This window comes from Sporichthya polymorpha DSM 43042, from assembly GCF_000384115.1.
Taxonomy (GTDB): Bacteria; Actinomycetota; Actinomycetes; order Sporichthyales; family Sporichthyaceae; genus Sporichthya; species Sporichthya polymorpha.
This window is the reverse complement of record NZ_KB913029.1, coordinates 2,763,415-2,785,432: the sequence shown is the minus strand read 5'-3', so window position 1 is coordinate 2,785,432 and position 22,018 is coordinate 2,763,415. Positions and strand designations below refer to the sequence as shown.

The window sequence follows — 22,018 nt, the reverse complement described above, 5'->3', positions numbered from 1 at the left end:
TTCCACATAGTGAGCTGACTGGTCGTCAGCTGAATCTTCGGGCGGCAAAGGTTTCCGATCACGACCGTTCCCGCCCGCTGCGCTGCGTGAGTGGACGTGTCAACGTTGTGCTGTCCGCTTTGGCGGTTGCGCCCATCTGAGGGGTAGTTCGTTCCGCCCGGGCCGCTTAGACGTCCCCTTCCCCCTGCCGGTTCCGGCTCTCGCAACTTTGCCCATTCCTGACGTGCATTCGTCACCACGGGTGTCGGGAGATCCGCAGCCCCAATCGGCTCTCTGGAGCCTTGCTGGACGGCAATCTCGGTGTCGAGCGGTCGAGCGAACGGCCGCCGTCACCACGAAGATCCCTGGGGGGAACTCGCTCATGCGCATCACCAAGAAGCTCGCCGGCACCGTCGCTGTCTCCGCCGTCGTCGCCCTCGGCGCGGGCACCGCCTTCGCGTACTGGACCACCGGCGGCTCCGGCGACGGCACCGCTGCGGTCGGCACCACGACGAACTTCACCATCGCGGGCGACATCACGGACGCCCTGGTGCTCGACGCGGTCGAGAGCTTCGACATCACGGTCACCAACCCCGCCACGTTCCCGCAGCGCCTGTCCGGCCTGTCGTGGGACTTCCAGCCGACCAACGCGGGCTGCAACAAGGCGTGGTTCGACGTCACGCCGGCGACGGTAACCGCCCAGGACATCGCCGGTGGCGCCTCGGTGACCTTCTCCGGCGCCTCCCTCAAGCTGCGCAACGAGGCCGCGACGAACCAGGACGCCTGCAAGAACAGCGCGATCGAGCTGACGTTCACCTCGAACTGATCACGCCGGTGGTGGCGGGTCCTGGGGTGGGACCCGCCACCACCGCCAGTTCCGGGAAGTCAGATGTTCTGCGGTGGGGGGACCACGTTGAAGGCCAGCAGTACGCGCGGCGCGCAAGCGTTGCGCACGGCGGCACTCGTCCTGGGGGCGGGGGCCGTCGTCCTCGGCGGAGCCGGGGCGGCGAACGCCGCGCCGGGCGACGCGTTCACGATCAGCGGCACGCTCGACAGCACGCTTTACCCGGGCGGGTCCGGTGCGCTGGACCTGAGCCTGACCAACATCGGGTCGACGGAACTGACGGTGGGTGAGATCACCGTGTCCGTCGTCGGCGTCACCACGCGGACCGCGGCGCCGTGCCTGACCTCCGACTTCGTCGTCGAGCAGCTCGACGCCACGCGGGAGTTCACGCTCCCCGCCGGGGCGACGCGCACGCTGACCCAGCTCGGGGTTGCGCCGGCCGATCTGCCGCGCGTCTGGATGACCAACACCGCCGTCAACCAGGACGGCTGCAAGAACTCGACGGTGAACCTCGCGTTCGCCGGCCGGGCCGCCGAGGTCGGTGGAGTCTCCGTCCCGCCGGACCCGACGCCCGCCCCGCCGGTGGAGACGCCGGTCGAGACGCCCACGGAGGAGCCGGACGACGACAACACCGTCGGCGGTGTCACCCTCCCGGGCACCGGTGGGAACCCCATGACGTTCTGGACCGCGCTCGCCGGCCTCGGCCTCGTCGTCCTCGGCGGTGGCTCGGTCGTGCTGACCCGCCGCACCACGGGGGCCGTGCGATGACGCGCATTCGCATCGGCGCGGGCCGCACCGCGGTCGTCGCCGCCGTCGCCGCCGTCACCGTCATCGCCCTGCTCTCGGGCGGCTCCGCCTTCGCGTACTGGAAGACCACCGGCTCCGGCAGCGGGACGGCGAAGGTCGGCGTCGGCCAGACCATCCGCTCGACCGCGGTCACGCCGGCGACGGGTCTGCTCTTCCCGAGCACGACGCCCAACGGCAGCCTGGCGCTGACGTTCACCACCCCGGTGAATGCGATCGTCACCGGCATCGCGAAGGACCCCGCCCGCCCGGTGGTCAGCAGCGTCGCCGGCTGCGCGGTCTTCCTCGAGATGCCGGCCATCACCGGACTCAACATCTCCGTGACGGCGCCGGGTCCGTCCCCGGTGACGACACTGCCGAACCGGGTCCGCCTGTTGATGGACACCCCGGCGAACTGCCAGGGCGCCACCTTCACGATCCCCGTCGTGCTGACCACGCAGGAGGCGCCGTGAACCGCCGCTCTCTCACCGTCGGAGGCACCGTCGCGGGCGTCGCCGCGACCGTTCTCCTCGGCACCGTCGCGCCGGCGTTCGCGTACTGGACCCTGACGTCCCACCCGGAGTCCACGGGTGGCGCCGGCGCGGGCACGCTCGCCGCGCCGGTCATCCAGGTCGACCGCACCGGCCAGGGCAACACGATCAAGGTGCACTTCCGGGTCGTGCCGACGCCGGGCCAGCTGCCGACGACGTTCAGCGTTTCCCGCCAGGGCAACAGCGGCGGGTACGCCCCGCTCGCCGGTTGCACGAACGTGCCCGTCGACCAGACCTGCACCTCCACCGACAGCGAGAACAACGGCAACCAGCACTACCGCGTCTTCGCGACGGCCGGGACGTTCTGGAAGTCCTCCGACGGCATCTGCGACTTCCAGAACTCGCAGAACGTCCTCGCCCCCACGTCGGTGAACTGCTCGATGTTCACCTCCACGCCGGCCCCGGTCGCGCCGCGGATGGCGGCACCCACCCCTTCTCCCACCCCGACCCCCACCCCGGAGCCGACCCCCACCCCGGAGCCGACCCCCACCCCGGAGCCGACCCCCACCCCGGAGCCGACGCCGACCCCGACGCCGGAGCCGACGCCCACCCCGACCCCGACCCCGACCCCGACGCCGGAGCCCTCCCCTGAGGCTCCGCCGGCGCCGGTCGTGGAGCCGGAACCCCCGGTGGCGGCCCCGGCGGAGGACTCCGTGCCCGCCACGGAGGCGGAGGTCACCCCGGAGGATCTGCCGACCGCAGACTGACTTCTCAGCTGACTGCGCGGCAGATCACACCCCGCCCGGGCGGGTGGACCGAGGAATCGGTTCGCCCGCCCGGGCGGTCGCACGTAGCCTCGGCACCGTGACCGTCGACCGCCGAGGCCTGATCTTCGGCGTGTGGGCCTACATCCTCTGGGGGCTGCTGCCCCTGTACTGGCCGCATCTGGAGCCGTCCGGGGCGCTCGAGGTCCTGGCCCACCGGGTGGTCTGGTCGGTCGTGTTCTCGGCCTTGCTGATCTGGATCCTGGCCCGCCGCGGGGGCGCGGCCTGGCGGAACCTGCGCGGGCTGATGCGGAACGGCCGCCGCCTGCGCCTGCTCGCGATCGCGGGGATCCTGATCGGCGGGAACTGGCTCGTCTACATCTGGGCCGTCAACTCCGACCACGTCGTCGAGACCGCGCTCGGGTACTACATCAACCCGCTGATGACGATCACGCTCGCGGTCCTCATCCTCGGCGAGCGGCTACGGCCGCCGCAGTGGGTGGCGATCGGCATCGCCGCGGCGGGCCTCGTCGTCCTGACCGTCGGCTACGGCCGGCTGCCGTGGATCGGGCTGATCCTGGCCTCGTCCTTCGCCGCGTACTCGCTGATCAAGAAGACGGTCTCGGTCGGGGCCGTCGAGGGACTCACCGTCGAGACCGTCGTGCTGCTCCCGCCGGCGCTGGTGTTCCTCGCGGTGATCACCTCCACCGGCGACGCCGAGTTCGGGCACGCCGGGTCCGGCCACGCCCTGCTGATGGCCTGCGCCGGCATCGCGACGCTCGCGCCGCTGCTGCTCTTCGCCGGCGCCGCGAGCCGTGTCCCGCTCACGACGCTCGGGATGCTCCAGTACCTCGCGCCGACGCTGCAGTTCGGGATCGGCGTCCTGATCAACGGCGAACCGCTGCCGCCCGAGCGCCTCGCCGGGTTCGTGCTGGTGTGGGTCGCGCTCGTCGTGCTCACCGTCGACGGCGTGCACAACCAGCGTCGGCGGATGCTCCGGCTGACCACCGAGCCCGCCGTCTGAGGCCGGCGCACTGGGGCGCAGCGGCTCCGTCTGCGAGACTCCGGACGCATGAGCCGCCGCGCCGCGTTCGTCGCCGTCCCGCTGCTCGCGCTGGTCGCCACCGGGTTGGCGGTGCCGGGCCCGGCCGACGCGGGACCCACGCCGGAGTCGGACGCCGCGGTGGCCGCGGCGCCGTCGATCTCCTGGAAGCGGTGCGGCCAGGCCCGGCTGCGGGCGGTCGGGGCGCAGTGCGGGATGCTCGCCGTCCCGCTGAACCACGCGGACCCGGGCGGCCGGCAGATCAAGATCGCCGTCTCTCGCATCCGTGCCACTGCGCCGTCGTCGAAGCGGCAGGGCCCGCTGCTGGTGAACCCGGGCGGGCCGGGCGGGCGCGGACTGCACTGGTCGGCCTCCCTCTACCGCGACCTGCCGCGCTCGGTGCGCAGCACCTACGACATCGTCGGCTTCGACCCGCGCGGGGTCGGCGCGAGCTCGCCGTCGCTGCGGTGCAAGGCGAACTACGCGAAGGGACCGCGTCCGGCGTACCGGCCGTCGAGCGGCCCGGCGAAGCCGCCGAGTGCGAACGAGCGCAAGTGGCTGAAGCGGTCGAAGGCCTACGCCGAGGCGTGCGCGGATCGCTACCCGAAGCTGCTGCCGTTCCTGCGGACCGAGGACGTCGCCCGTGACCTCGACCTGCTCCGGCGGGCTCTGGGCGCGCAGCGCATCAACTACTACGGCTTCTCCTACGGGACCTACCTCGGCCAGGTCTACGCGACGTTGTTCCCGACCCGCACTCGGCGCCTGGTCTTCGACGGCGTCGTCGACCCCCGCAACGTCTGGTACGCCGGCCAGCTCGCCCAGGACCGCGCGTTCGAGAAGGCGATGAACCGCTTCTGGGCGTGGGTGGCGAAGCACCACCGCACGTACCGGCTCGGGTCGACGACGAAGCAGGTCCGGACGCGGTACTACCGCGAGGAGCGCGCCCTGACGCGACGCCAGAAGGGGCCGATCGGGCCGGCCGAGTGGAACGACGTCTTCCTCACCGCCGGCTACTCGCAGTACACGTGGCGCGCGATCGCGGGCGCGTGGGCGTCCTGGGAACGCGGGAGCACCGCGGCGATCCGCTCCCGCTACAGCGCGGATCTCGCCGACTTCGACAACGGCTACGGCATGTACCTCGCGGTGCAGTGCACGGACGTCGCCTGGCCGGAGGGTTACGCCCGCTGGCGCAGGGACGCGTTCGCGACCGCGAAGAAGGCGAAGTTCGAGACGTGGGGCAACGTCTGGTTCAACGCGCCCTGCCTGTACTGGAAGGCCCCGCCCGGGGTGCCGGTTCCGATCGACGGCTCACGCACCCCGTCGCTGCTGATCGTCTCCACGACGCTCGACGGTGCGACGCCGTACTCGGGCGCGCTGTACGCGCGGCGGATGTTCCCCCGTTCCGCGCTCGTCGCGCAGGTCGGCAGCACGACCCACTCGGACAGCCTGGGCGGCAACGACTGCGTCGACCGGCGCGTGATCCGCTACCTGCGCGACGGGACGCTCCCCCGCCGGACGAGCGGGTCGGGCGCCGACGTCCGTTGCGCCCGGACCCCGCTCCCCCGCCCGTGACCAAGCTGCGGCGGGGAACGGTCAGCGCCCTCGCGGCGCTCACGCTCGTCGCCGCGCAGCCGGTGGTCGGCGGTACGGCCGCGGCCGCCCGCCCGGCTGAGCTCACCTGGGGCCGGTGCGCCGACGCCGCGCTGGCCGAGAGCGGCGCGGAGTGCACCACGGTGGCGGTGCCGGCCGACCACGCGAAGCCGCGGGGCGCCACGACCTCGATCGCGATCTCGCGCATCCGCGCGACCACCACCGGCTCGGACCACCTCGGGCCGCTGGTCTACAACCCGGGCGGCCCCGGGGTGTCGGGCCTGTCGGGCTCGGTCGTGCTCGCGGCGCTGCTCACCCCTGCCGTCGCCGGCCGCTTCGACCTCATCGGGTTCGACCCCCGCGGCGTCGGGGAGAGCGGGTCCGACCTGCGCTGCGACCCGAACTACTTCACCCGGCCCGCGCTCGACTACTCACCGCCCGACGCCGAACGGGTCACCGGCAGCGAGCGGGAGCGGCTGGAGAAGGCGCGGGCGTACGTGCGCGCCTGCGCGGAGCACGGCGGCGCGGCCCTGCGCCACCAGCGCACCGTCGACATCGCGCGCGATCTCGATCTCATCCGCGCGGCCCTCGGCGCATCGACGCTGAGTTACCACGGCAACTCGTGGGGCACCTACCTCGGCCAGGTGTACGCGACGCTGTTCCCGACGCGGGTGACGCGGATGCTGCTCGCCGGCGTCGTCCCGCCGAACGGCGCCGGGTACGCCGGGGACATCACGCGACCGGAGGTGTTGCGCAGCTACCAGCGCAACGTCGACGCGTTCTTCGCCTGGGTCGCCGAGCACCACCTCGTGTACGGCCTGGGCACGGACGCGGCGGCGGTGCGGACGCGCTGGTTCGCCGACCTCGACGCCCTGCGCGCGCAGCCACGGGCCGGCATCGGCCCGGCGGAGTGGACGCAGCTGTTCGGGGCGGCGGTCTACTCCGACGACTCCTGGGGCGTGCTCGCCCAGGCCTGGTCGGGCTGGGTGGCGGGCCGGACCGCGCTGGTCGAGGGTGCGTTCGGTAGCGAGGACCGGGAGGCCGACGACGACTTCACCGCGTCCTTCCTCAGCATCGCCTGCTCCGACGGCGCCTGGCCCCGCCGGTACGCGGACCTGCGGGCGGACACGGTGCGCAACGCCGTCGACGCCCCGTTCATCGCGTGGGCGCTGCACTGGGACCTCGCGGTGCTCTGCTCGCTGTGGCCGGTCCGGGGCGAGACGGTGCCGGTCGGGGCGGCCACGCCGTCGCTCCTGCTCGTCAACGCCACCTACGACGGGCCGACGCCGTTGGCCGACGCGGTCGCGGCGCGGCGGGCCTTCCCCCGCTCGGCGCTGATCGAGGTCACCGACGCCGTCAACCACGCGGGCGCCTCCCTCTGGGGCAACCCCTGCGCCCAGGCCGCGGCCGAGCGGTACCTGCTGACCGGGGAACTCCCGACCCGCGCCCCGGGAGCCGGGCCGGACCTGCGGTGCGCCCGGCTGCCCGAGCCCGGCCTGCCGGAGGTTGCGCTGGGGCTGATCGGGGAAGTCCTGGCCGAGGCGGGTGCACAAAACCGCCTCTGACCAGCACTTCGACGCGTTGTCCACAGTTTTCGGTCATGTCCCGGACCGCTCAAAGGTGCCGCATTTAGGATGCGGCAATCCCGGCCCCCGGTCCGGGCTAGCGAGGTGGTTGCCCGTGCGGGCTCTGGTGGCGGTCGCGACCGCCGGGATGGTCGCCGTCAGCGGCGCGGCCGCGCTCGGCGTGGCCACCTCCCCGGCCGCCCGCGCCGACACCGCTGGCATCGCCCGCCCGGCCGCCGCGATCGCCTGGGGCGCCTGCGAGTCGGCCGCCCTCACCGGCGTCGGCGCCGAGTGCGGATTCGTCCCGGTCCCCCTGGACTGGTCGAAGCCGAACGGACAGAAGATCGAGATCGCGGTCTCCCGACTGCGCGCCACCGAGCAGCGCCAGGGCGTTCTGCTGATCAACCCCGGCGGCCCCGGCGGCTCCGGCCTGGAGTTCCCGGCGATCTACCCCGAACGCGTGCCCGACGGCGTCGGCCGGCAGTACGACTGGATCGGCTTCGACCCCCGCGGCGTCGGGTCGAGCAAGCCGGCCGTCTCCTGCGACGCCTCGTTCTTTCAGGGACCGCGACCGGCGTACGAGCCGGCGGACCTGACGAAGGTCACGGGCAACGAAGCCGCCTGGGTCGCCCGCACGAAGCAGTACGCCCAGGCCTGCGCCGACCAGAACGGCGAGATTCTCTCCCACATGCGCTCGATGGACACCGTGCGCGACATGGACGCGATCCGGCAGGCGCTCGGCGAGCAGCAGATCAACTACTACGGCATCTCCTACGGCACCTTCCTCGGGCAGGCATACGCGTCGACGTTCCCGGACCGGGTCCGCCGGATGGTGCTCGACAGCAACGTCCCGCCGGACTACCCCGGCTACGGCGACGCGGGCCGCGGCCAGATCGAGGGCTTCGAGTACACCGCCGGCGAGTTCTTCAGGTGGGTCGCCGCGCACTCGGTGCAGTACAACCTCGGGACGACGGCGGAGGCGGTGGCCGAGGCGTACTACGCGCGCCTGGCCGAACTGCGCAAGGCGCCGGTCGGCACGATCGGGTCGGCGGAGTGGCAGGACGTCTTCCTCGTCACCGGCTACGCCGAGAGCCTGTGGCCGACGCTCGCCGACGGGTGGGCGCTGTGGGAGACCGGCGACCGCGCCCGCATGGAGTTCCTCTACGAGGTGCTCTCCAGTGTCGGTGACGACAACAGCTTCGCGGCGTTCAATTCCACGCTGTGCACCGACGGCCGCTGGCCGCGCAACTACACGAAGATGCGCAACGACGCGATCACTCTCGCGAAGGAGTTCCGCTTCGGCACCTGGGGCAGCTTCTGGTTCTCCGGGCCCTGCGCGTTCTGGCCGGTGAAGTCCGCGAAGCCCCCGGTGGTCGACGGGTCGAAGATCTCGGTCCCGATCCTGCTGCTCAACGCCACCCAGGACGCCCCGACGCCGTTCGCCAACGCACTGAGGGTGCGTCAGGAGTTCCCGACGTCGGTCCTGATCTCCGACGTCGGCGGCATGACACACGGCGTCGGCCTCAACGGCAACGCGTGCGTCACCAAGTACGTCACCGACTACCTGCGCGACGGGACGCTCCCGGCGCGCGCGTCGGGCAACGGCCCGGACGCCGAGTGCGCCCGCAAACCGCTGCCCGAGCCGTCGCTGTTGTTCCGGGGCCAGGCGGCGGGGGCGTTCCTCGACGGGTTCGCCCCGGAGCCGCTGAACAGTTTGCTCCTCCAGATCCCGGTGGCGCACCGCCGATGACGCCGGAACTGAGGACCACTTCCAGGGGGTCGCAATGAAGCGCACGGTCGTACCCGGCGTCGCCGGGGCCGCCGGGCTGGTCGGGGCGTCGCTGATCGCGCTCCTGCCGGTCGGGACCGCGGGCGCGAGCGAGGCGGCGCCGGTCGCGCGCGCCGCGGGCAAGCTGGACTGGGTCAGCTGCGAGCAACTGGGTATGGGCGGCCGCGCCACCGAGTGCGGCTATCTGACGGTGCCGATGGACTGGTCGAACCCGAGCGGCAAGAAGATTCAGCTCGCGGTGTCGCGGACCAAGTCGCGCGTCCCGGCCGCGAAGTACCAGGGCGTCATGCTGGTCAACCCCGGCGGCCCGGGCGGCTCCGGCCTCGCGTACTCCGGCCTGAAGGACATGCTGCCGAACAGTAGCGGCGAGGCCTACGACTGGATCGGCTTCGACCCGCGCGGGGTCGGGGACTCCCAGCCCGCGCTGTCCTGCATCAGCAACTACGCCGAGGGCAAGCGCCCGCCGTACGTTCCGGCGAAGGCCGGCAAGGCGACGACAGCGAGCGAGAAGGCGTGGCTGAAGCGCTCGAAGCGCTACGCCCAGGCGTGCGGGAAGAAGCACGGCGATCTGCTGAACCACATGCGCACCGTGGACACGGTGCGGGACATGGACGCCCTGCGCGAGGCGCTCGGCGCCGACCGGATCAACTACCTCGGGTTCTCCTACGGCACGTACCTCGGCCAGGTCTACGCGACGATGTACCCGGACCGGGTGCGTCGGATGATCTTCGACGGCAACGTGAACCCGAAGGGCATCTGGTACAGCTCGCAGCTCAACCAGGACCGCGCGTTCGAGAAGGTCGCCGACCGGTTCTTCGCCTGGGTCGCCCGCAACAACTCGACGTACCGGCTCGGCTCGAGCGGCGACGCGGTCCGCACCACGTACCTGAACGTCATCAAGGAATTGCGCGACGTCCGCCACGACGGCGTCGGCGCGAACGAGTTCACCGACGCGTTCGTCCGCGCGATGTACGCCGAGTCGCTGTGGGCCGACGCCGCGCACGCGCTCGCCTCCTGGGTCCGGCAACGCGACATCGCGCCGGCGAAGGCGGCGTTCCGGGCCTCGCTCGACCCGGACGACAACCTCTTCGCCGTCTACAACGCCGTGCAGTGCACGGACACCCCCTGGCCGACCAAGTACGCGACCTGGCGCAAGGACGCCTTTCAGGTCGCGAAGCAGGCGCCGATCCTGACGTGGAGCAACGTCTGGTTCAACACGCCCTGCCTGTACTGGCCGGCGAAGCCGGGGCAGGCCGTCAAGGTCGACGGCTCGAAGGCCCCGCCGATCCTGCTGCTGAACGCGACGCTCGACGGCGCGACCCCGTACGCGGGAGCGCTCGAGGTCCGCCGCCTGTTCCCGAAGGCGGTGCTGATCGCCGAGAAGGACGCGACCACGCACTCCGGTGCGGTGCTGGGCGGCAACCCGTGCATCGACAAGCGGATCGCCGACTACCTGCTGACCGGCAAACTGCCGGCCCGTTCGGCGGCCGACACCGCGGACGTCGTGTGCCCGCGCGGCGCCGGCCCCGAGCCCGGGCTGCTGCCGTTCGACGCCACCTCGTCCCTGCCCGCCCCGGATCCCCAGCCCCGCGACCAGTCCCTGTTCGACAAGATCATCGGTCTTCTTCCGTCCCGCGCCAGCTGATTCGCCGCCCGAAACCAGAGGTCCTCATGCGCACATTCCTCGCCAGCCTCGCCGCCGGAAGTCTCGTCGCCGGTGTCGTCGCCACCACGGCCGGCAATCCCGTCGCATCCGCGGCGGAGACCATCAGTTGGTCCGCCTGCACCGACTCGAACCTCGCGTCCGCGAACGCGGAGTGCGGGTTCCTCCCGGTCCCGCTCGACTGGTCGAAGCCGACCGGCGAGAAGATCCAGATCGCGGTCTCCCGCGTCAAGGCCACCGGGAAGTCGCAGGGCCCGATGCTGATCAACCCGGGTGGTCCCGGCGGCTCCGGCCTCGGCTTCTCCGCCTACCTCAAGCAGATGATGCCCGCGGAGGTCTCGGCCCAGTTCGACCTCATCGGCTTCGACCCCCGCGGCGTCGGGTCCAGCAAGCCGGCGCTCTCCTGCGTCAAGGACTACGCCGCCGGCCCGCGCCCCGCGTACACCCCGGTCGAATCGCGCCGCGCGGCGAACGAGCAGGCCTGGATCGCGCGGACGAAGGCGTACGCCGCCGCGTGCAAGGAGAAGAACGGCGCGCTGCTCGACCACGTCAAGACGATCGACACCATCAAGGACATGGAGGCGCTGCGGCAGGCGCTCGGCGCGGAGAAGATCAACTTCTTCGGCTTCTCCTACGGCACGTTCCTCGGCCAGACGTACTCGACGCGGTACCCGGACCGGGTCGCGAAGATGGTGCTTGCCGGCATGGTCGACCCGCACAACTACGGCGGTTACGCCGACGGCGGCAAGGCGCAGACCGAGGCGTTCCAGAAAGTGCTCGACATCTGGTTCGACTGGATCGCGCAGCGGAACTCGACCTACGGCCTCGGCTCCACGCGGGCCGAGGTTCTGAAGACGTATCAGGAGATGCGCGCGAAGCTGACCGCGGCGCCGGTCGGGACGATCGGCCCGTCCGAGCTCGCCGACGTGTTCTTCACCGGCGCGTACGCCGAGCAGCTCTGGGTGCCGATCACGGCTGCGGTCGCGGACGCGCACGAGGGTGACTTCGCGTTCCTCACGCAGGTGTACGAGATTCTCGGCAGCCCGGGCGACGACAACGGCTACGCGGCCTTCAACGCCACCCTGTGCACGGACGGCAAGTTCCCGCGCAGCTACGACCGCATCCGCAAGGACGCGTTCGAGCTGTCGAAGACCGCGCCGGAGAGCACGTGGAGCAGCTTCTGGTTCTCGGCGCCCTGCACCTGGTGGCCGGCGAAGGCGGGCAAGGTGCCGCCGGTCGACGGGTCGAAGGTCTCGATCCCGTTCCTGCTCGTGCAGCAGAGCCTCGACGGCGCGACCCCGTACGAGGGCGCACAGTCGGTGAAGCAGGAGTTCCCGAGCTCGGCGATGGTCCTCGAGGTCGGCGCGACCACCCACGCGGCCGTCTACAGCGGCAACAAGTGCGTCGACGACGTCGTCACCGCATACCTGCTGAACGGCACCCTGCCGAGCCGGTCCGCGGGCAACGACGCGGACGTCAGCTGCGACCGCACCCCGTTCCCCGAGCCTTCGGTCATCAACCGCTCGCTCCCGCAGGGTCAACTGGGCTCGTTCCTCGGCCTCCCGCCGGAGCTCGCCGCGATCCTCAACATGATCCCGCTGTAGCGTGGACGAGGTCTTGGTCGCGGAGCCCGGCGAGGCAGAATCGGAGAGGTGATCTCCCCCGGCGATTCGTACGGTTTCGACGCCCTCGACCTCGCGGTGCTGCACGAGCGGCACAGCACGAAGTGGCGGTCGTACCCGCCGGACGTGCTCCCCGCGTGGGTCGCGGAGATGGACTTCGGGACCGCCCCGCCGGTGGCCGCCGCGATCGAGGCGGCCGTCGAACGCGGCGATCTCGGCTACGCCGTCGACCTCGTCGCGCCGGACCTGACCGAGGCGTTCTGCGGCTTCGCGGCCCGGCACTGGTCGTGGGAGGTCGATGCGGCGCAGGTGCATCTGCTGCGCGACACGATGCGCGGGATCGAGCTGTGGATCGAGACCTTCACCGCGCCGGGTGACGGCGTCGTCGTCACGACGCCGGTGTACTACCCGTTCCTGCACGCGATCTCCGGGCTCGGCCGGCGGGTCGTGGCGGTGCCGGTGCTCGCCGGTGCGGCCGGCTGGGAGCTCGACCTCGACGGACTGGAGAGCGCGTTCCGCGCCGGGCACCGGCTGCTGCTGCTCTGCAACCCGCACAACCCGGTGGGGCGCGCGTACCCGGAGGCGACGCTGCGGGCGGTGGCCGAGCTCGCGGAGCGGTACGACGTCCGCGTCGTGTCGGACGAGATCCACGCGCCGCTGGTCTTCTCCCCCGCCGTGCACGTCCCGTTCGCGACGCTCGGGCCGGAGGTCGCGCGCCGGACGATGACCGTGCACTCGGCGTCGAAGGCCTTCAACCTCGCGGGCCTCGGCGCCGCGGTGGCGGTGATCGGGAACGAGGAGGACGCGAAGCGGTTCCGCGAGATCTCCTACCGACACCGCGGACCGGCGGGAATCCTCGGGATCGAGGCGTCGGTGGCGGCGTACCACGCCGGGGACGCCTGGCTGGCTGCCCTGGTGACGCACCTTCAGGCGGTGCGCGACCACCTGCGCGCGGAGCTGACGGAACGTCTGCCCGAAGTCGCCTGGGCACCCCACGAGGGGACCTACCTCGCGTGGCTCGACTGTCGCGCCCTGCGACTGACCTCGCCGCAGCAGACGTTCCTCGACCGCGGTCGCGTCGCGTTCAACGACGGGGCGGCCTTCGGCCCCGGTGGCGACGGGTTCGTGCGGCTGAACTTCGGTACCTCCCGCGCCATCGTCATCGAGATCGTGACGCGGATGCAGGCGGCCCTAGCAGTACCTGGAGATACCGCCTGACGGTCGGGAGGATCTCGGTGAGCTCGCCCTCCCCGCGGAGCCAGCCGATGTAGAGGCCGTTGAGGAGGGAGAAGATCAGGCCGGCGGTCTCGTCGGGGTCGAGGTCGGGGCGCAGGGCGTCGGCGTGCTGGGCCAGGCGGTCCCGGAGGAGGTCGGTCAGGAACACGTCGATGCTCCTGACGTAGCGGCGGGCCTCGTTGTCGCCGTCGGCCAGCAGCGCGCCGGCGAGCACCATCTGCTGCTCGGCCTTCGACGCCGAGCCCATGACCTCCACCATCGCCTCGACCACGGCGAACACCCCGGACACCGGCGAGCGGTGTGCGCTGCGTCCGCTCGGAATGCCTGTTCGGAGGCGGTCCTGGATCTCGTCACTGAGCAACGCGGCGACGAGGTCGGTCTTGGTCGGGAAGAAGTTGTAGAGCGTCCGGGTGGACAGGTCGGCGGCCGCGGCGATCTGCTCGATCGTCGTCGCCTCGATGCCTTGGGCGTCGAACAGTGCCCGGGCCTCGGCCAGGAGCCGCGCCCGCCGTTCGGCGTTGTTGCGCTGGCGTCGACCGAGCGGGGCTGCGTGCGGTGCACTCACGGCGCAAATCTTACACGTTCTGCAGATTTTTCTTGCAGTCCCTGCAAGTTTCTGCATACTTGCAGTGTCTGCAACTTTTCCTCGCCCGGAAGGACCGTTTCCCATGACCACCACGCTCACCGCTCCCGGCCTGACCACCACCGGCGCCGGCGCCCCGCTCCCCGTCGTCGCGGTGCCGCAGGGCGACCTGCTGTGGATCGACGAGTCCGCAACCCCGTGGTTGGTCGCGGCCATGGGCCCAGGCCTCGACATCAAGCCGCTGCGCATCGACCTCGAGCGCAACGAGTGGGTCCTGCTGCTGCGCGCCGCGCCCGGCGTCGGACTGCCGATCCACTACCACACCGGTCCCGCCGAGGTGTTCACGCTGAGCGGCCGCTGGTACTACCGCGAGTACCCCAACAGCCCGCAGGTCGCGGGGAGCTACCTCTACGAGCCCAGTGGCTCGGTGCACCAGTTCCACACCCCGGCGGACAACACCGAGGACACCGTCGCCCTGATCCGCGTCGCCGGCGCGAACGTCAACTTCAACGACGACGGGACCTTCCACTCCGTCCTCGACGCCGTCGCCCTCCGCTACCTCGCCGGCCTCCTCGCCGAGGCCCAGGGCGTCGAGTCCCGCTGGATCGAGGGCGCCGAGACCGGCTTCACCAGCCACCCCGCCGCCTTCACCAGCTGAACCCCCGCTTCACCAGCCACGCCGGGCCAGTGAAGATCGCCTCAGCCGGTGAAGGCACACCCCGACCAGGCCGCCGCGTGGCCGGCTCGACCGGTGCAGCGGCGGGGTCAGCGATGGACCGGTCCGACGCCCTCGATCCAGTCGCCGGTTCGAATCATGTGGTCGATGATCCGGCGGTTGAGCATCCGGGGATCGCCGTAGATGTCGGCAGCCGTGAGACGAAGCAGCGGAATCCCGACCTCGGCGAGGGCGTCCTGGCGCCGCTTCTCCTTCCAGAGATCCTCGGCGGAGGCGTATTTGATACGGCCATCGGTCTCGACGCCGGCGCGGAGGCCGAACAGGAAGTCGATTCGCCGCACGATGCCGAGGGCGTCGACCACCTCCACCTGCTGTCGGTATCCCGGCACGACCGCACGCAGGAACGCCAAGCGAGTGTCCGACTCCAGCGGCGACTCCGACAGGTCGGTGGAGAACTCGATGGTTCGCCGGGCCCGTCCGATGTGCGGCCATCCGCGGCACGCGTCGAGTACCGCCTGCACCTCCGCGTCGGTGATCTTGTGCTGGAACCGCAGCGACTCGACCGCGACGAGGCCCGGCTCGAACTGCAGGTGTCGGGCGAGGTCCACCGCAGTGCGAGCCGGGGTGCTGACGCGCAGCCCGTCGAGCAGCGTCACGTGCTCGTCCGGCAGTCCGGCCGGCAGGATCCGCAGGCCCGGGTAGTACCGCGGCTTCTTCGGGACATCGCAGGCCACCCAGATCCGGTCGTCCGTCGGCTCGGTGCGCCACTTCGTCCCCCACAGCCGACCGGCCGTGAGGTGAGCGATTGCCGCGTCCTTGATGTCGACGGCCCGGATCGCCGCCGCGCAGTCGAGGCGCAGCCGCACCGCGGGATCGCTCGGCGGCGACAACGGGTGGTAGAGACCGCGGCGCAGTCGGGTCCAGGTCCCCCGTCGGCAGAGCCGGTCCACCTCCGCGTCGTCCACTCCGCAGAGGGCGGCGTCCGCCGCCGAGATCACGTTCTGCTGGGTCGCCGCCAGATCGAGAATCAGCGCATGCCGGGTGTCCATGGCCCGAAGACTGATCCCACTTCAGCCGTCGCGGATCGGCGTGGCCCGGATCTGTGGACAACTTCAGGGGTGTGCGCCCTGTGGACGAGTCAGCTTCACCAGCCGAGGCCATCTTCACCGGCCCGGCCGGGCGGGTGAAGCGAGGGTTCAGCTGGTGAAGACGTCGGGGTGGCTGGTGAAGCGGGGCGGGGGGCGGCGGGGCGGGCAGGGGCGGGGGATCAGCCGGTGCGGGAGACGACGACGTCGCAGAGGTACTCGAGGAGCTCGCGGGCGGGGCCGGGGGGCAGGGGGGCGAGGGTGGCGCGGGCGTCGTCGGCCCAGCGCTGGAGGTCCTGGCGGGCGCGGTCCATCGCGGGGTTGGCGCGGAGGAGCGAGAGGGCCTCGGCGTGGAGGGCGTCGTCGGTGAGGTCGGAGCGGAGCAGCTCCTGGAGCCGGGCGTCGGCGGGGTCGTCGGACGCGAGGACGTGGAGCATCGGCAGGGTCGGGACGCCCTCGCGGAGGTCGGTGCCCGGGGTCTTGCCGGACTCCTCGGACTCCGAGGTGATGTCGAGCAGGTCGTCGGAGAGCTGGAACGCGACGCCGATGCGCTCGCCGTAGCGGGTGAGCTCGTCGACGATCGGCTCCGGGGCGCCCGCCAGCAGAGAGCCGAACCGGGCGCAGGTGGCGATCAGCGAGGCGGTCTTGTCCGCGACGACCGAGAGGTAGTGCTGCATCGGGTCGTCGTTCTCGCCCGGGCCGACGGTCTCGCGGATCTGGCCGGTGCACAGGCGCTCGAAGCACCGCGCCTGGATCCGGACGCACTCGGGGCCCAGGTCGGCCAGGAGGTCGGAGGCCCGGGCGAACAGGAAGTCCCCGGTCAGGATCGCGACCGTGTTCCCCCACCGGGAGTTCGCGCTCTCGGCCCCGCGGCGCATGGAAGCCTCGTCCATGACGTCGTCGTGGTACAGCGTCCCGAGGTGGGTCAGCTCGCAGACGACGGCCGACGGGACGATCCCCGCGGCGTGCGGGTCGCCGAACTGGGCGGCCAGCAGCACGACCAAGGGCCGGAACCGCTTGCCGCCCGCGTCGACGAGGTGCCGCGAGGTCTCGGTGACGAAGGGGTAGTCACCCTTCACCGCGTCCCGGAGGGCGGCCTCGACGGCGTCCATGCCGGCACGGAGGTCCTCGACCAGGTCAGGGGCGACCCGGTCGAGATCCAGCCCCAGGCTGTTGGACACGCCGGCCTTCTTCCGCGAGCTACGGCAACGAGGAACTAGCTGATCAGGAACGACGCGTTGTCCGCGAGGTCCAGGACCGGCTGCGGCGCCACGCCGAGGAACACCGTAACCGCCACGCCGATCCAGACCGCCAGCGCGGTCGTCGTGGAGGGCACGACGACCCGCGGACCGTCCGTCACCGGCGCGGAGAAGAACATCAGCACGATGACCCGGATGTAGAAGAACGCGGCGATCGCGGAGGAGAGCACGCCGACGACGACCAGCGGGGTCGCCCCCGCGGAGACCGACGCCGAGAACACCGCGAACTTGGCGGTGAACCCGCTGGTGAGCGGGATCCCGGCGAAGGCCAGCAACAGCAGGGCGAACAGACCACCCACCACCGGCGAGCGGCGACCGAGGCCGGCCCACTGCGAGAGGTGGGTCGCCTCGCCGGTCCCGTCCCGGACCAGCGACACGATCGCGAAGGCCGCGATCGTCGAGAACCCGTAGGCGAGCAGGTAGAACATCGTCGCCGACAGGCCCTCGGCGTTGGTCGCGACCAGGCCCACGAGGATGAAGCCCGCGTGAGCGATCGACGAGTACGCCAGCATGCGCTTGACGTCGGTCTGGACGAGCGCGACCAGCGAGCCGAAGAGCATCGTCGCGATCGCGACGCCCCAGAACATCGGGTGCCAGTCCCACTTCGCGCCACCGAGGCCGACGTAGAACACCCGCAGCAGGGCGCCGAACGCGGCGACCTTGGTCGCGGCGGCCATGAAGGCCGTGATCGGGGTCGGGGCGCCCTGGTAGACGTCCGGGGTCCACGCGTGGAACGGGACGGCGCCGACCTTGAACAGCAGACCGACGGCGAGCAGGGCCATGCCGATGAGCAGCAGCGCGTCGTTGGACTCGCTGCCGGACACCGCGGCGTTGATCTCCGACAGGCGGACGCTCCCGGCGTAGCCGTAGAGCATCGCGATGCCGTAGAGGAAGAACGCGGAGGAGAATGCACCGAGCAGGAAGTACTTGAGCGCGGCCTCCTGCGAGAGCAGGCGTCGGCGACGGGCCAGGCCGCAGAGCAGGTACAGCGGGAGCGAGAGGACTTCGAGCGCGACGAACATCAGCAGCAGATCGTTCGCCGCCGGGAAGATCAGCATGCCGCCGATCGAGAACATCATCAGCGGGTAGATCTCGGTCTGCGTCCACCCGCGACGCGTGACCTCCTTCTCCGCCGCCGAGCCCGGGACGGTCGCGGCCGACGCGGCGAACTCGCCGCCGAGGCGGCGCTCGGCCAGCAGCAGCACCGCGATCACGCCGAGCAGCAGGATCGTGCCCTGCAGGAACAGCGTCATCCCGTCGACGGCGATCGACCCTTCGGCGGCGGCGCGCTGCGGGACGGCGCGAGCGTTCTCCTGCGCCTCGTCGGTCAGCGTGCAGACCACGACGAAGGCGGCGATCAGACCGGTGAGGGAGAGCCCGATCTGCAGGAGTCGACGGTGCGCCCGCGGCACGAACGCCTCGATGACGACCGCGAGCACACCCGCCGCGAACACGATGAGGATCGGCGACAGCTGGTAGTACTCGATCTTCGGGGCGGGGATGAGCGGCTCCGCCGCCGCCAGGCTGATCACTTGGACTCCTCTGCGCTACCGGCCGCCGAGTGCGCGACCGAGGCCGGCGTGCCGGCCGGGTGTTCCGGTGCGGGGTCGACCCGTTCGACTTGGGCGAGCTTGCGGTCGACGGCCGGGTCGATGACATCGAGCAGCGGCTTCGGGAAGAACCCGAGCGCGAGGATGACGACGATCACCGGGGTGACGACGACCAACTCACGGGTCTTCAGATCCGGAGTCTCCTCGTTGCCCTCGGTGAGCTCACCGGCCATTGTCCGCTGGTAGGCGATCAGGACGTACAGCGCGGCGAGCAGGACGCCCAGGACCGCGAAGTAGCCCGCGATCGGGTACCGCGTGAACGTGCCGAGCAGGACCATGAACTCGCTGACGAACGGCGCGAGACCGGGCAGCGACAGGTTCGCGAGACCCGCGAAGAGGAACGTCCCGGCCAGGACCGGCGCCACCTTCTGCACCCCGCCGTAGGACGAGATCAGGCGCGAGCCCCGACGCGACATCAGGAAGCCGGCGACGAGCAGCAGGCCGGCGGTCGCGAAGCCGTGGTTGACCATGTACAGCGTCGCGCCGGTCTGGCCCTGACTGGTCATCACGAAGATGCCCAGGACGATGAAGCCGAAGTGCGACACGGACGCGTAGGCGATCAGGCGCTTCAGGTCGACCTGACCGATCGCAACGACCGCGCCGTACAGGATGCTGATCAGCGCGAGCACGACGATCGTCGGCGCGAACCAGCGCGCGGCCTCCGGGAACAGCGGCAGGCACAGGTGCAGCATCGCGAAGACGCCCACCTTGTCGAGGATGCCTGAGAGCAGCACGCCGTTGGACGGCGTCGCCTCGGCCATCGCGTCGGGCAGCCAGGTGTGGAACGGCCACAGCGGTGCCTTGATGGCGAACGCGACGAAGAAGCCGAGGAACATCCAGCGGGCGGTCTCGGTGCCGAAGTCGTAGCCGATGAGGTTCGGCAGGTAGTAGGCCTTCTCCCCACCCGGGCCGGCGAAGTTGATCCACACGACCGCGACCAGCATGAGCAGGCCGCCGAACAGGTTGTAGAGCAGGAACTTGACCGCCGCGTACTGCCGCTGCGGGCCGCCGAAGCGCCCGATCAGGATGTACATCGGGATCAGCATCGCCTCGAACAGGACGTAGAAGAGGAACACGTCCAGGGCGGCGAACTGACCGATGGCCATCGCCTCGAGCACGAGCATCATCGACACGTACAGCTGCGGGGTGCCGCCGCCCGGGCCGGTCTGCGCGTGCTCGCCCTCGTCCAGGTCGCGCCACGAGGCGAGCAGCAGGATCGGCATGAGGGCCGCGGTGAGCAGCACCATCGTGAAGCCGATGCCGTCGACGCCGAGCGCGTAGCTGACGCCGAACTCGGGGATCCAGTTGTGGTTCTCGACCATCTGGTAGCGCGACCCGTCCGGGTCGAACTGGAAGGCCGCGACGATGACGACGCCGAGCGTCACGAGCGACGCGATCAGCGCGACGCGCCGCGCGAGCTCGCCCTGCGAACGGGGCGTCAGACCGGCGATCGCCGCACCCACGAGGGGGACGACCATCGCCACGGTCATGAAGGGGAAGTCGTCCATCAGAGCCTCACCACCAGAACACCGAGGACGACGAGGCCCGCGCCTCCGAAGATCGTCAAGGCGTAGGAGCGCACGTAACCGGCCTGCACCCGCCGGACCCGCCCGGCCGTACCGCCGAGCAGGGCCGCGATGCCGTTGACGACGTTGTCGAGGCCGCGGTTGTCGAGCCAGACCAGGAACCGGGTGACCCACTGGCCGGGACGCATGAGGACGGTCTCGTTGATCGCGTCCTGGTACAGGTCCGACCGGGCGGCGTTGACGAGGACGCCACCGACGGGCTGGGTCTTGGGAACCTCACGTGCCGCGTACATCGAGTACGCGAGCGCGAACCCGAGGATGACCGCGGTCAGCGTCATGCCCGTGTAGGCGAGGACCGGCAGCGGCAGCTCGTGGTGCTCCTCGCCGACGACCGGCGCGAGCCAGGTGACGATGCCGTCGTTGATCAGCAGCAGACCACCGAGGACGGCACCGCCGGCGAGCACGATCAGCGGCACCGTCATCAGCTTCGGCGACTCGTGCGGGTGCACGTCGTCGTCCCAGCGCTTGTCGCCGAAGAACGTCATCAGCATGACGCGGGACATGTAGAACGCGGTGATCGCGGCGCCGAGCAGAGCGCAGATCCCGAGCCCGACGTTGTCCGCGAACGCGGCCTCGATGATCTTGTCCTTCGACCAGAACCCGGCGAACGGCGGGACGCCGATGATCGCCAGGAAGCCCAGGCCGAAGCACGCATAGGTGATCGGCATCGCCGATCTGAGCGCGCCGTACCTGCGCATGTCGGTGTCGTCGTTCATGCCGTGCATGACCGACCCGGCCGAGAGGAACAGTCCGGCCTTGAAGAAGCCGTGGGTCAGCAGGTGGAAGATCGCGAACGCGTAGCCCGCCGGGCCGAGGCCCGCGGCGAGGACCATGTACCCGATCTGACTCATCGTCGAGGCGGCGAGCGCCTTCTTGATGTCGTCCTTCGCGGTACCGATGATCGCGCCCATCAGCAGCGTGATCGCACCGACGAGGGCGACCACCAGCTGCGCGGTGTCGGACAGGTTGTAGACCGGCGCCGACCGCACGATCAGGTACACGCCCGCGGTGACCATGGTCGCGGCGTGGATCAGCGCGGAGACCGGCGTCGGGCCGGCCATGGCGTCGAGCAGCCAGGCCTGCAACGGGAACTGCGCCGACTTGCCGACCGCGCCGAGCAGCAGCATCAGGCCGATCGCGGTGACCCAACCGTCGCTCGCGCCCGGCACCGCCTCGAAGACCTCGTCGAAGGCCAGCGAACCGAACTGGTCGAACATGAGGAACATCGCGACCAGCAGGCCGATGTCACCGACGCGGTTCATGACGAAGGCCTTCTTGGCCGCCGTCGCGTAGTCCGGCACGTGCTGCCAGAACCCGATCAGCAGGTACGACGCGAGACCGACGCCTTCCCACCCGACGAACAGCATCAGGTAGGAGTCGGCGAGGACCAGCAGCAGCATCGCCGCGACGAACAGGTTCAGGTAGCCGAAGAACCGCCGGCGGCGCGCGTCGTGCGCCATGTACTCGACCGAGTACACGTGGATCAGGAAGCCGACGAAGGTGATCAGCAGGACGAAGCAGATCGACAGCTGGTCGACCTGCAGCCCGACGCCGAGCTGAAGGGCCCCGGTGTCGATCCAGTCGTACAGGTGCTGGTTGTAGCCGCGCTCGTTCGAGTCCTTGCCCAGCAGGGTCAGGAACTGGATGAAGCCGATGACGAACGAGCCGAACACGGTGGCGCACCCGAGCAGGTGGCCCCAGGAGTCGGTGCGCCTGCCCCCGCAGAGCAGGACCAGCGCACCGAACAGCGGCAGCGCGATCAGCACCCAGGTCAGGTTGAAGACGCCGGTCGCGTCGGCGACCTGCTGAAGTTCTTGGACGTGCTCGGCGCCCTCGGACGTGTAGATCATC

Annotated in this window: 18 protein-coding genes; 12 read left to right on the top strand and 6 right to left on the bottom strand. The window is 70.9% G+C overall.

Annotated elements, in window-relative coordinates:
* Positions 1 to 361 precede the first annotated feature (361 nt).
* The 11 genes from SPOPO_RS0113635 (at position 362) to SPOPO_RS0113585 (ending at position 13,350) form a co-directional block, all read left to right on the top strand.
* Positions 362 to 805 carry a hypothetical protein gene (locus tag SPOPO_RS0113635; RefSeq protein ID WP_019875379.1) on the top strand — a complete coding sequence of 148 codons (444 nt, stop codon included), beginning with the start codon at positions 362 to 364 and terminating at the stop codon, positions 803 to 805.
* A 120-nt stretch (positions 806 to 925) separates the two neighbouring features.
* Positions 926 to 1,591 (top strand): hypothetical protein, encoded by a 666-nt coding sequence (locus tag SPOPO_RS29540; RefSeq protein WP_169577198.1) that lies wholly within the window; start codon positions 926 to 928, stop codon positions 1,589 to 1,591.
* A complete protein-coding gene (locus SPOPO_RS0113625; RefSeq protein WP_019875377.1) occupies positions 1,588 to 2,079 on the top strand; it encodes a hypothetical protein in 492 nt (163 codons plus the stop codon). The genes SPOPO_RS29540 and SPOPO_RS0113625 overlap by 4 nt, the downstream gene beginning before the upstream one ends.
* Positions 2,076 to 2,864, top strand: a complete 789-nt coding sequence (locus SPOPO_RS35185) for a hypothetical protein (protein WP_028984768.1) — start codon at positions 2,076 to 2,078, stop codon at positions 2,862 to 2,864. The genes SPOPO_RS0113625 and SPOPO_RS35185 overlap by 4 nt, the downstream gene beginning before the upstream one ends.
* 97 nt (positions 2,865 to 2,961) lie before the next feature.
* On the top strand, positions 2,962 to 3,885 hold the full coding sequence (gene rarD / locus SPOPO_RS0113615; protein ID WP_019875376.1) for an EamA family transporter RarD: 924 nt from the start codon (positions 2,962 to 2,964) through the stop codon (positions 3,883 to 3,885).
* Between the two features lie 48 nt (positions 3,886 to 3,933).
* Complete coding sequence (locus tag SPOPO_RS32015) at positions 3,934 to 5,475, top strand: alpha/beta hydrolase (protein ID WP_019875375.1); 1,542 nt, start codon at positions 3,934 to 3,936, stop codon at positions 5,473 to 5,475.
* Positions 5,472 to 7,058, top strand: coding sequence for an alpha/beta fold hydrolase (locus tag SPOPO_RS29530; RefSeq protein ID WP_169577197.1), 1,587 nt, complete (start codon positions 5,472 to 5,474; stop codon positions 7,056 to 7,058). Before SPOPO_RS32015 ends, SPOPO_RS29530 begins: the two co-directional genes overlap by 4 nt.
* Positions 7,059 to 7,173: 115 nt before the next feature.
* Positions 7,174 to 8,808: an alpha/beta hydrolase gene (locus SPOPO_RS29525; protein ID WP_019875371.1), complete on the top strand. Its 1,635-nt coding sequence runs from the start codon at positions 7,174 to 7,176 to the stop codon at positions 8,806 to 8,808.
* A gap of 34 nt (positions 8,809 to 8,842) precedes the next feature.
* On the top strand, positions 8,843 to 10,492 hold the full coding sequence (locus SPOPO_RS29520) for an alpha/beta hydrolase (protein ID WP_019875370.1): 1,650 nt from the start codon (positions 8,843 to 8,845) through the stop codon (positions 10,490 to 10,492).
* Positions 10,493 to 10,518: 26 nt separating this feature from the next.
* The gene (locus SPOPO_RS29515) at positions 10,519 to 12,114 is read left to right on the top strand and encodes an alpha/beta hydrolase (RefSeq protein ID WP_019875369.1); all 1,596 of its coding nucleotides are present in this window, start codon (positions 10,519 to 10,521) and stop codon (positions 12,112 to 12,114) included.
* 48 nt (positions 12,115 to 12,162) lie between these two features.
* Positions 12,163 to 13,350: a MalY/PatB family protein gene (locus SPOPO_RS0113585; RefSeq protein ID WP_019875368.1), complete on the top strand. Its 1,188-nt coding sequence runs from the start codon at positions 12,163 to 12,165 to the stop codon at positions 13,348 to 13,350.
* Here SPOPO_RS0113585 and SPOPO_RS32850 read toward each other — a convergent pair.
* Positions 13,292 to 13,933 (bottom strand): TetR/AcrR family transcriptional regulator, encoded by a 642-nt coding sequence (locus tag SPOPO_RS32850; protein WP_019875367.1) that lies wholly within the window; start codon positions 13,931 to 13,933, stop codon positions 13,292 to 13,294. The genes SPOPO_RS0113585 and SPOPO_RS32850 overlap by 59 nt on opposite strands.
* A 103-nt stretch (positions 13,934 to 14,036) precedes the next feature.
* Here SPOPO_RS32850 and SPOPO_RS0113575 point away from each other — a divergent pair, with 103 nt between their 5' ends.
* Entirely contained in the window at positions 14,037 to 14,609 is a 573-nt protein-coding gene (locus tag SPOPO_RS0113575; protein ID WP_019875366.1) for a 2,4'-dihydroxyacetophenone dioxygenase family protein, read from the top strand.
* Positions 14,610 to 14,716: 107 nt separating this feature from the next.
* Here SPOPO_RS0113575 and SPOPO_RS0113570 read toward each other — a convergent pair whose 3' ends face one another.
* The 5 genes from SPOPO_RS0113570 to nuoL all read right to left on the bottom strand — a co-directional run bounded on the left by SPOPO_RS0113570 (position 14,717) and on the right by nuoL (position 22,017).
* Complete coding sequence (locus SPOPO_RS0113570; protein ID WP_019875365.1) at positions 14,717 to 15,676, bottom strand: type IV toxin-antitoxin system AbiEi family antitoxin domain-containing protein; 960 nt, start codon at positions 15,674 to 15,676, stop codon at positions 14,717 to 14,719.
* A gap of 218 nt (positions 15,677 to 15,894) precedes the next feature.
* The gene (locus SPOPO_RS0113565) at positions 15,895 to 16,893 is read right to left on the bottom strand and encodes a polyprenyl synthetase family protein (protein ID WP_019875364.1); all 999 of its coding nucleotides are present in this window, start codon (positions 16,891 to 16,893) and stop codon (positions 15,895 to 15,897) included.
* A 35-nt stretch (positions 16,894 to 16,928) separates the two neighbouring features.
* On the bottom strand, positions 16,929 to 18,503 hold the full coding sequence (nuoN, locus tag SPOPO_RS0113560) for an NADH-quinone oxidoreductase subunit NuoN (protein WP_019875363.1): 1,575 nt from the start codon (positions 18,501 to 18,503) through the stop codon (positions 16,929 to 16,931).
* Positions 18,500 to 20,089 carry an NADH-quinone oxidoreductase subunit M gene (locus SPOPO_RS0113555; protein WP_019875362.1) on the bottom strand — a complete coding sequence of 530 codons (1,590 nt, stop codon included), beginning with the start codon at positions 20,087 to 20,089 and terminating at the stop codon, positions 18,500 to 18,502. Before SPOPO_RS0113555 ends, nuoN begins: the two co-directional genes overlap by 4 nt.
* On the bottom strand, positions 20,089 to 22,017 hold the full coding sequence (nuoL, locus tag SPOPO_RS0113550) for an NADH-quinone oxidoreductase subunit L (RefSeq protein ID WP_019875361.1): 1,929 nt from the start codon (positions 22,015 to 22,017) through the stop codon (positions 20,089 to 20,091). The genes SPOPO_RS0113555 and nuoL overlap by 1 nt, the downstream gene beginning before the upstream one ends.
* Between the last annotated feature and the right edge of the window lies 1 nt (position 22,018).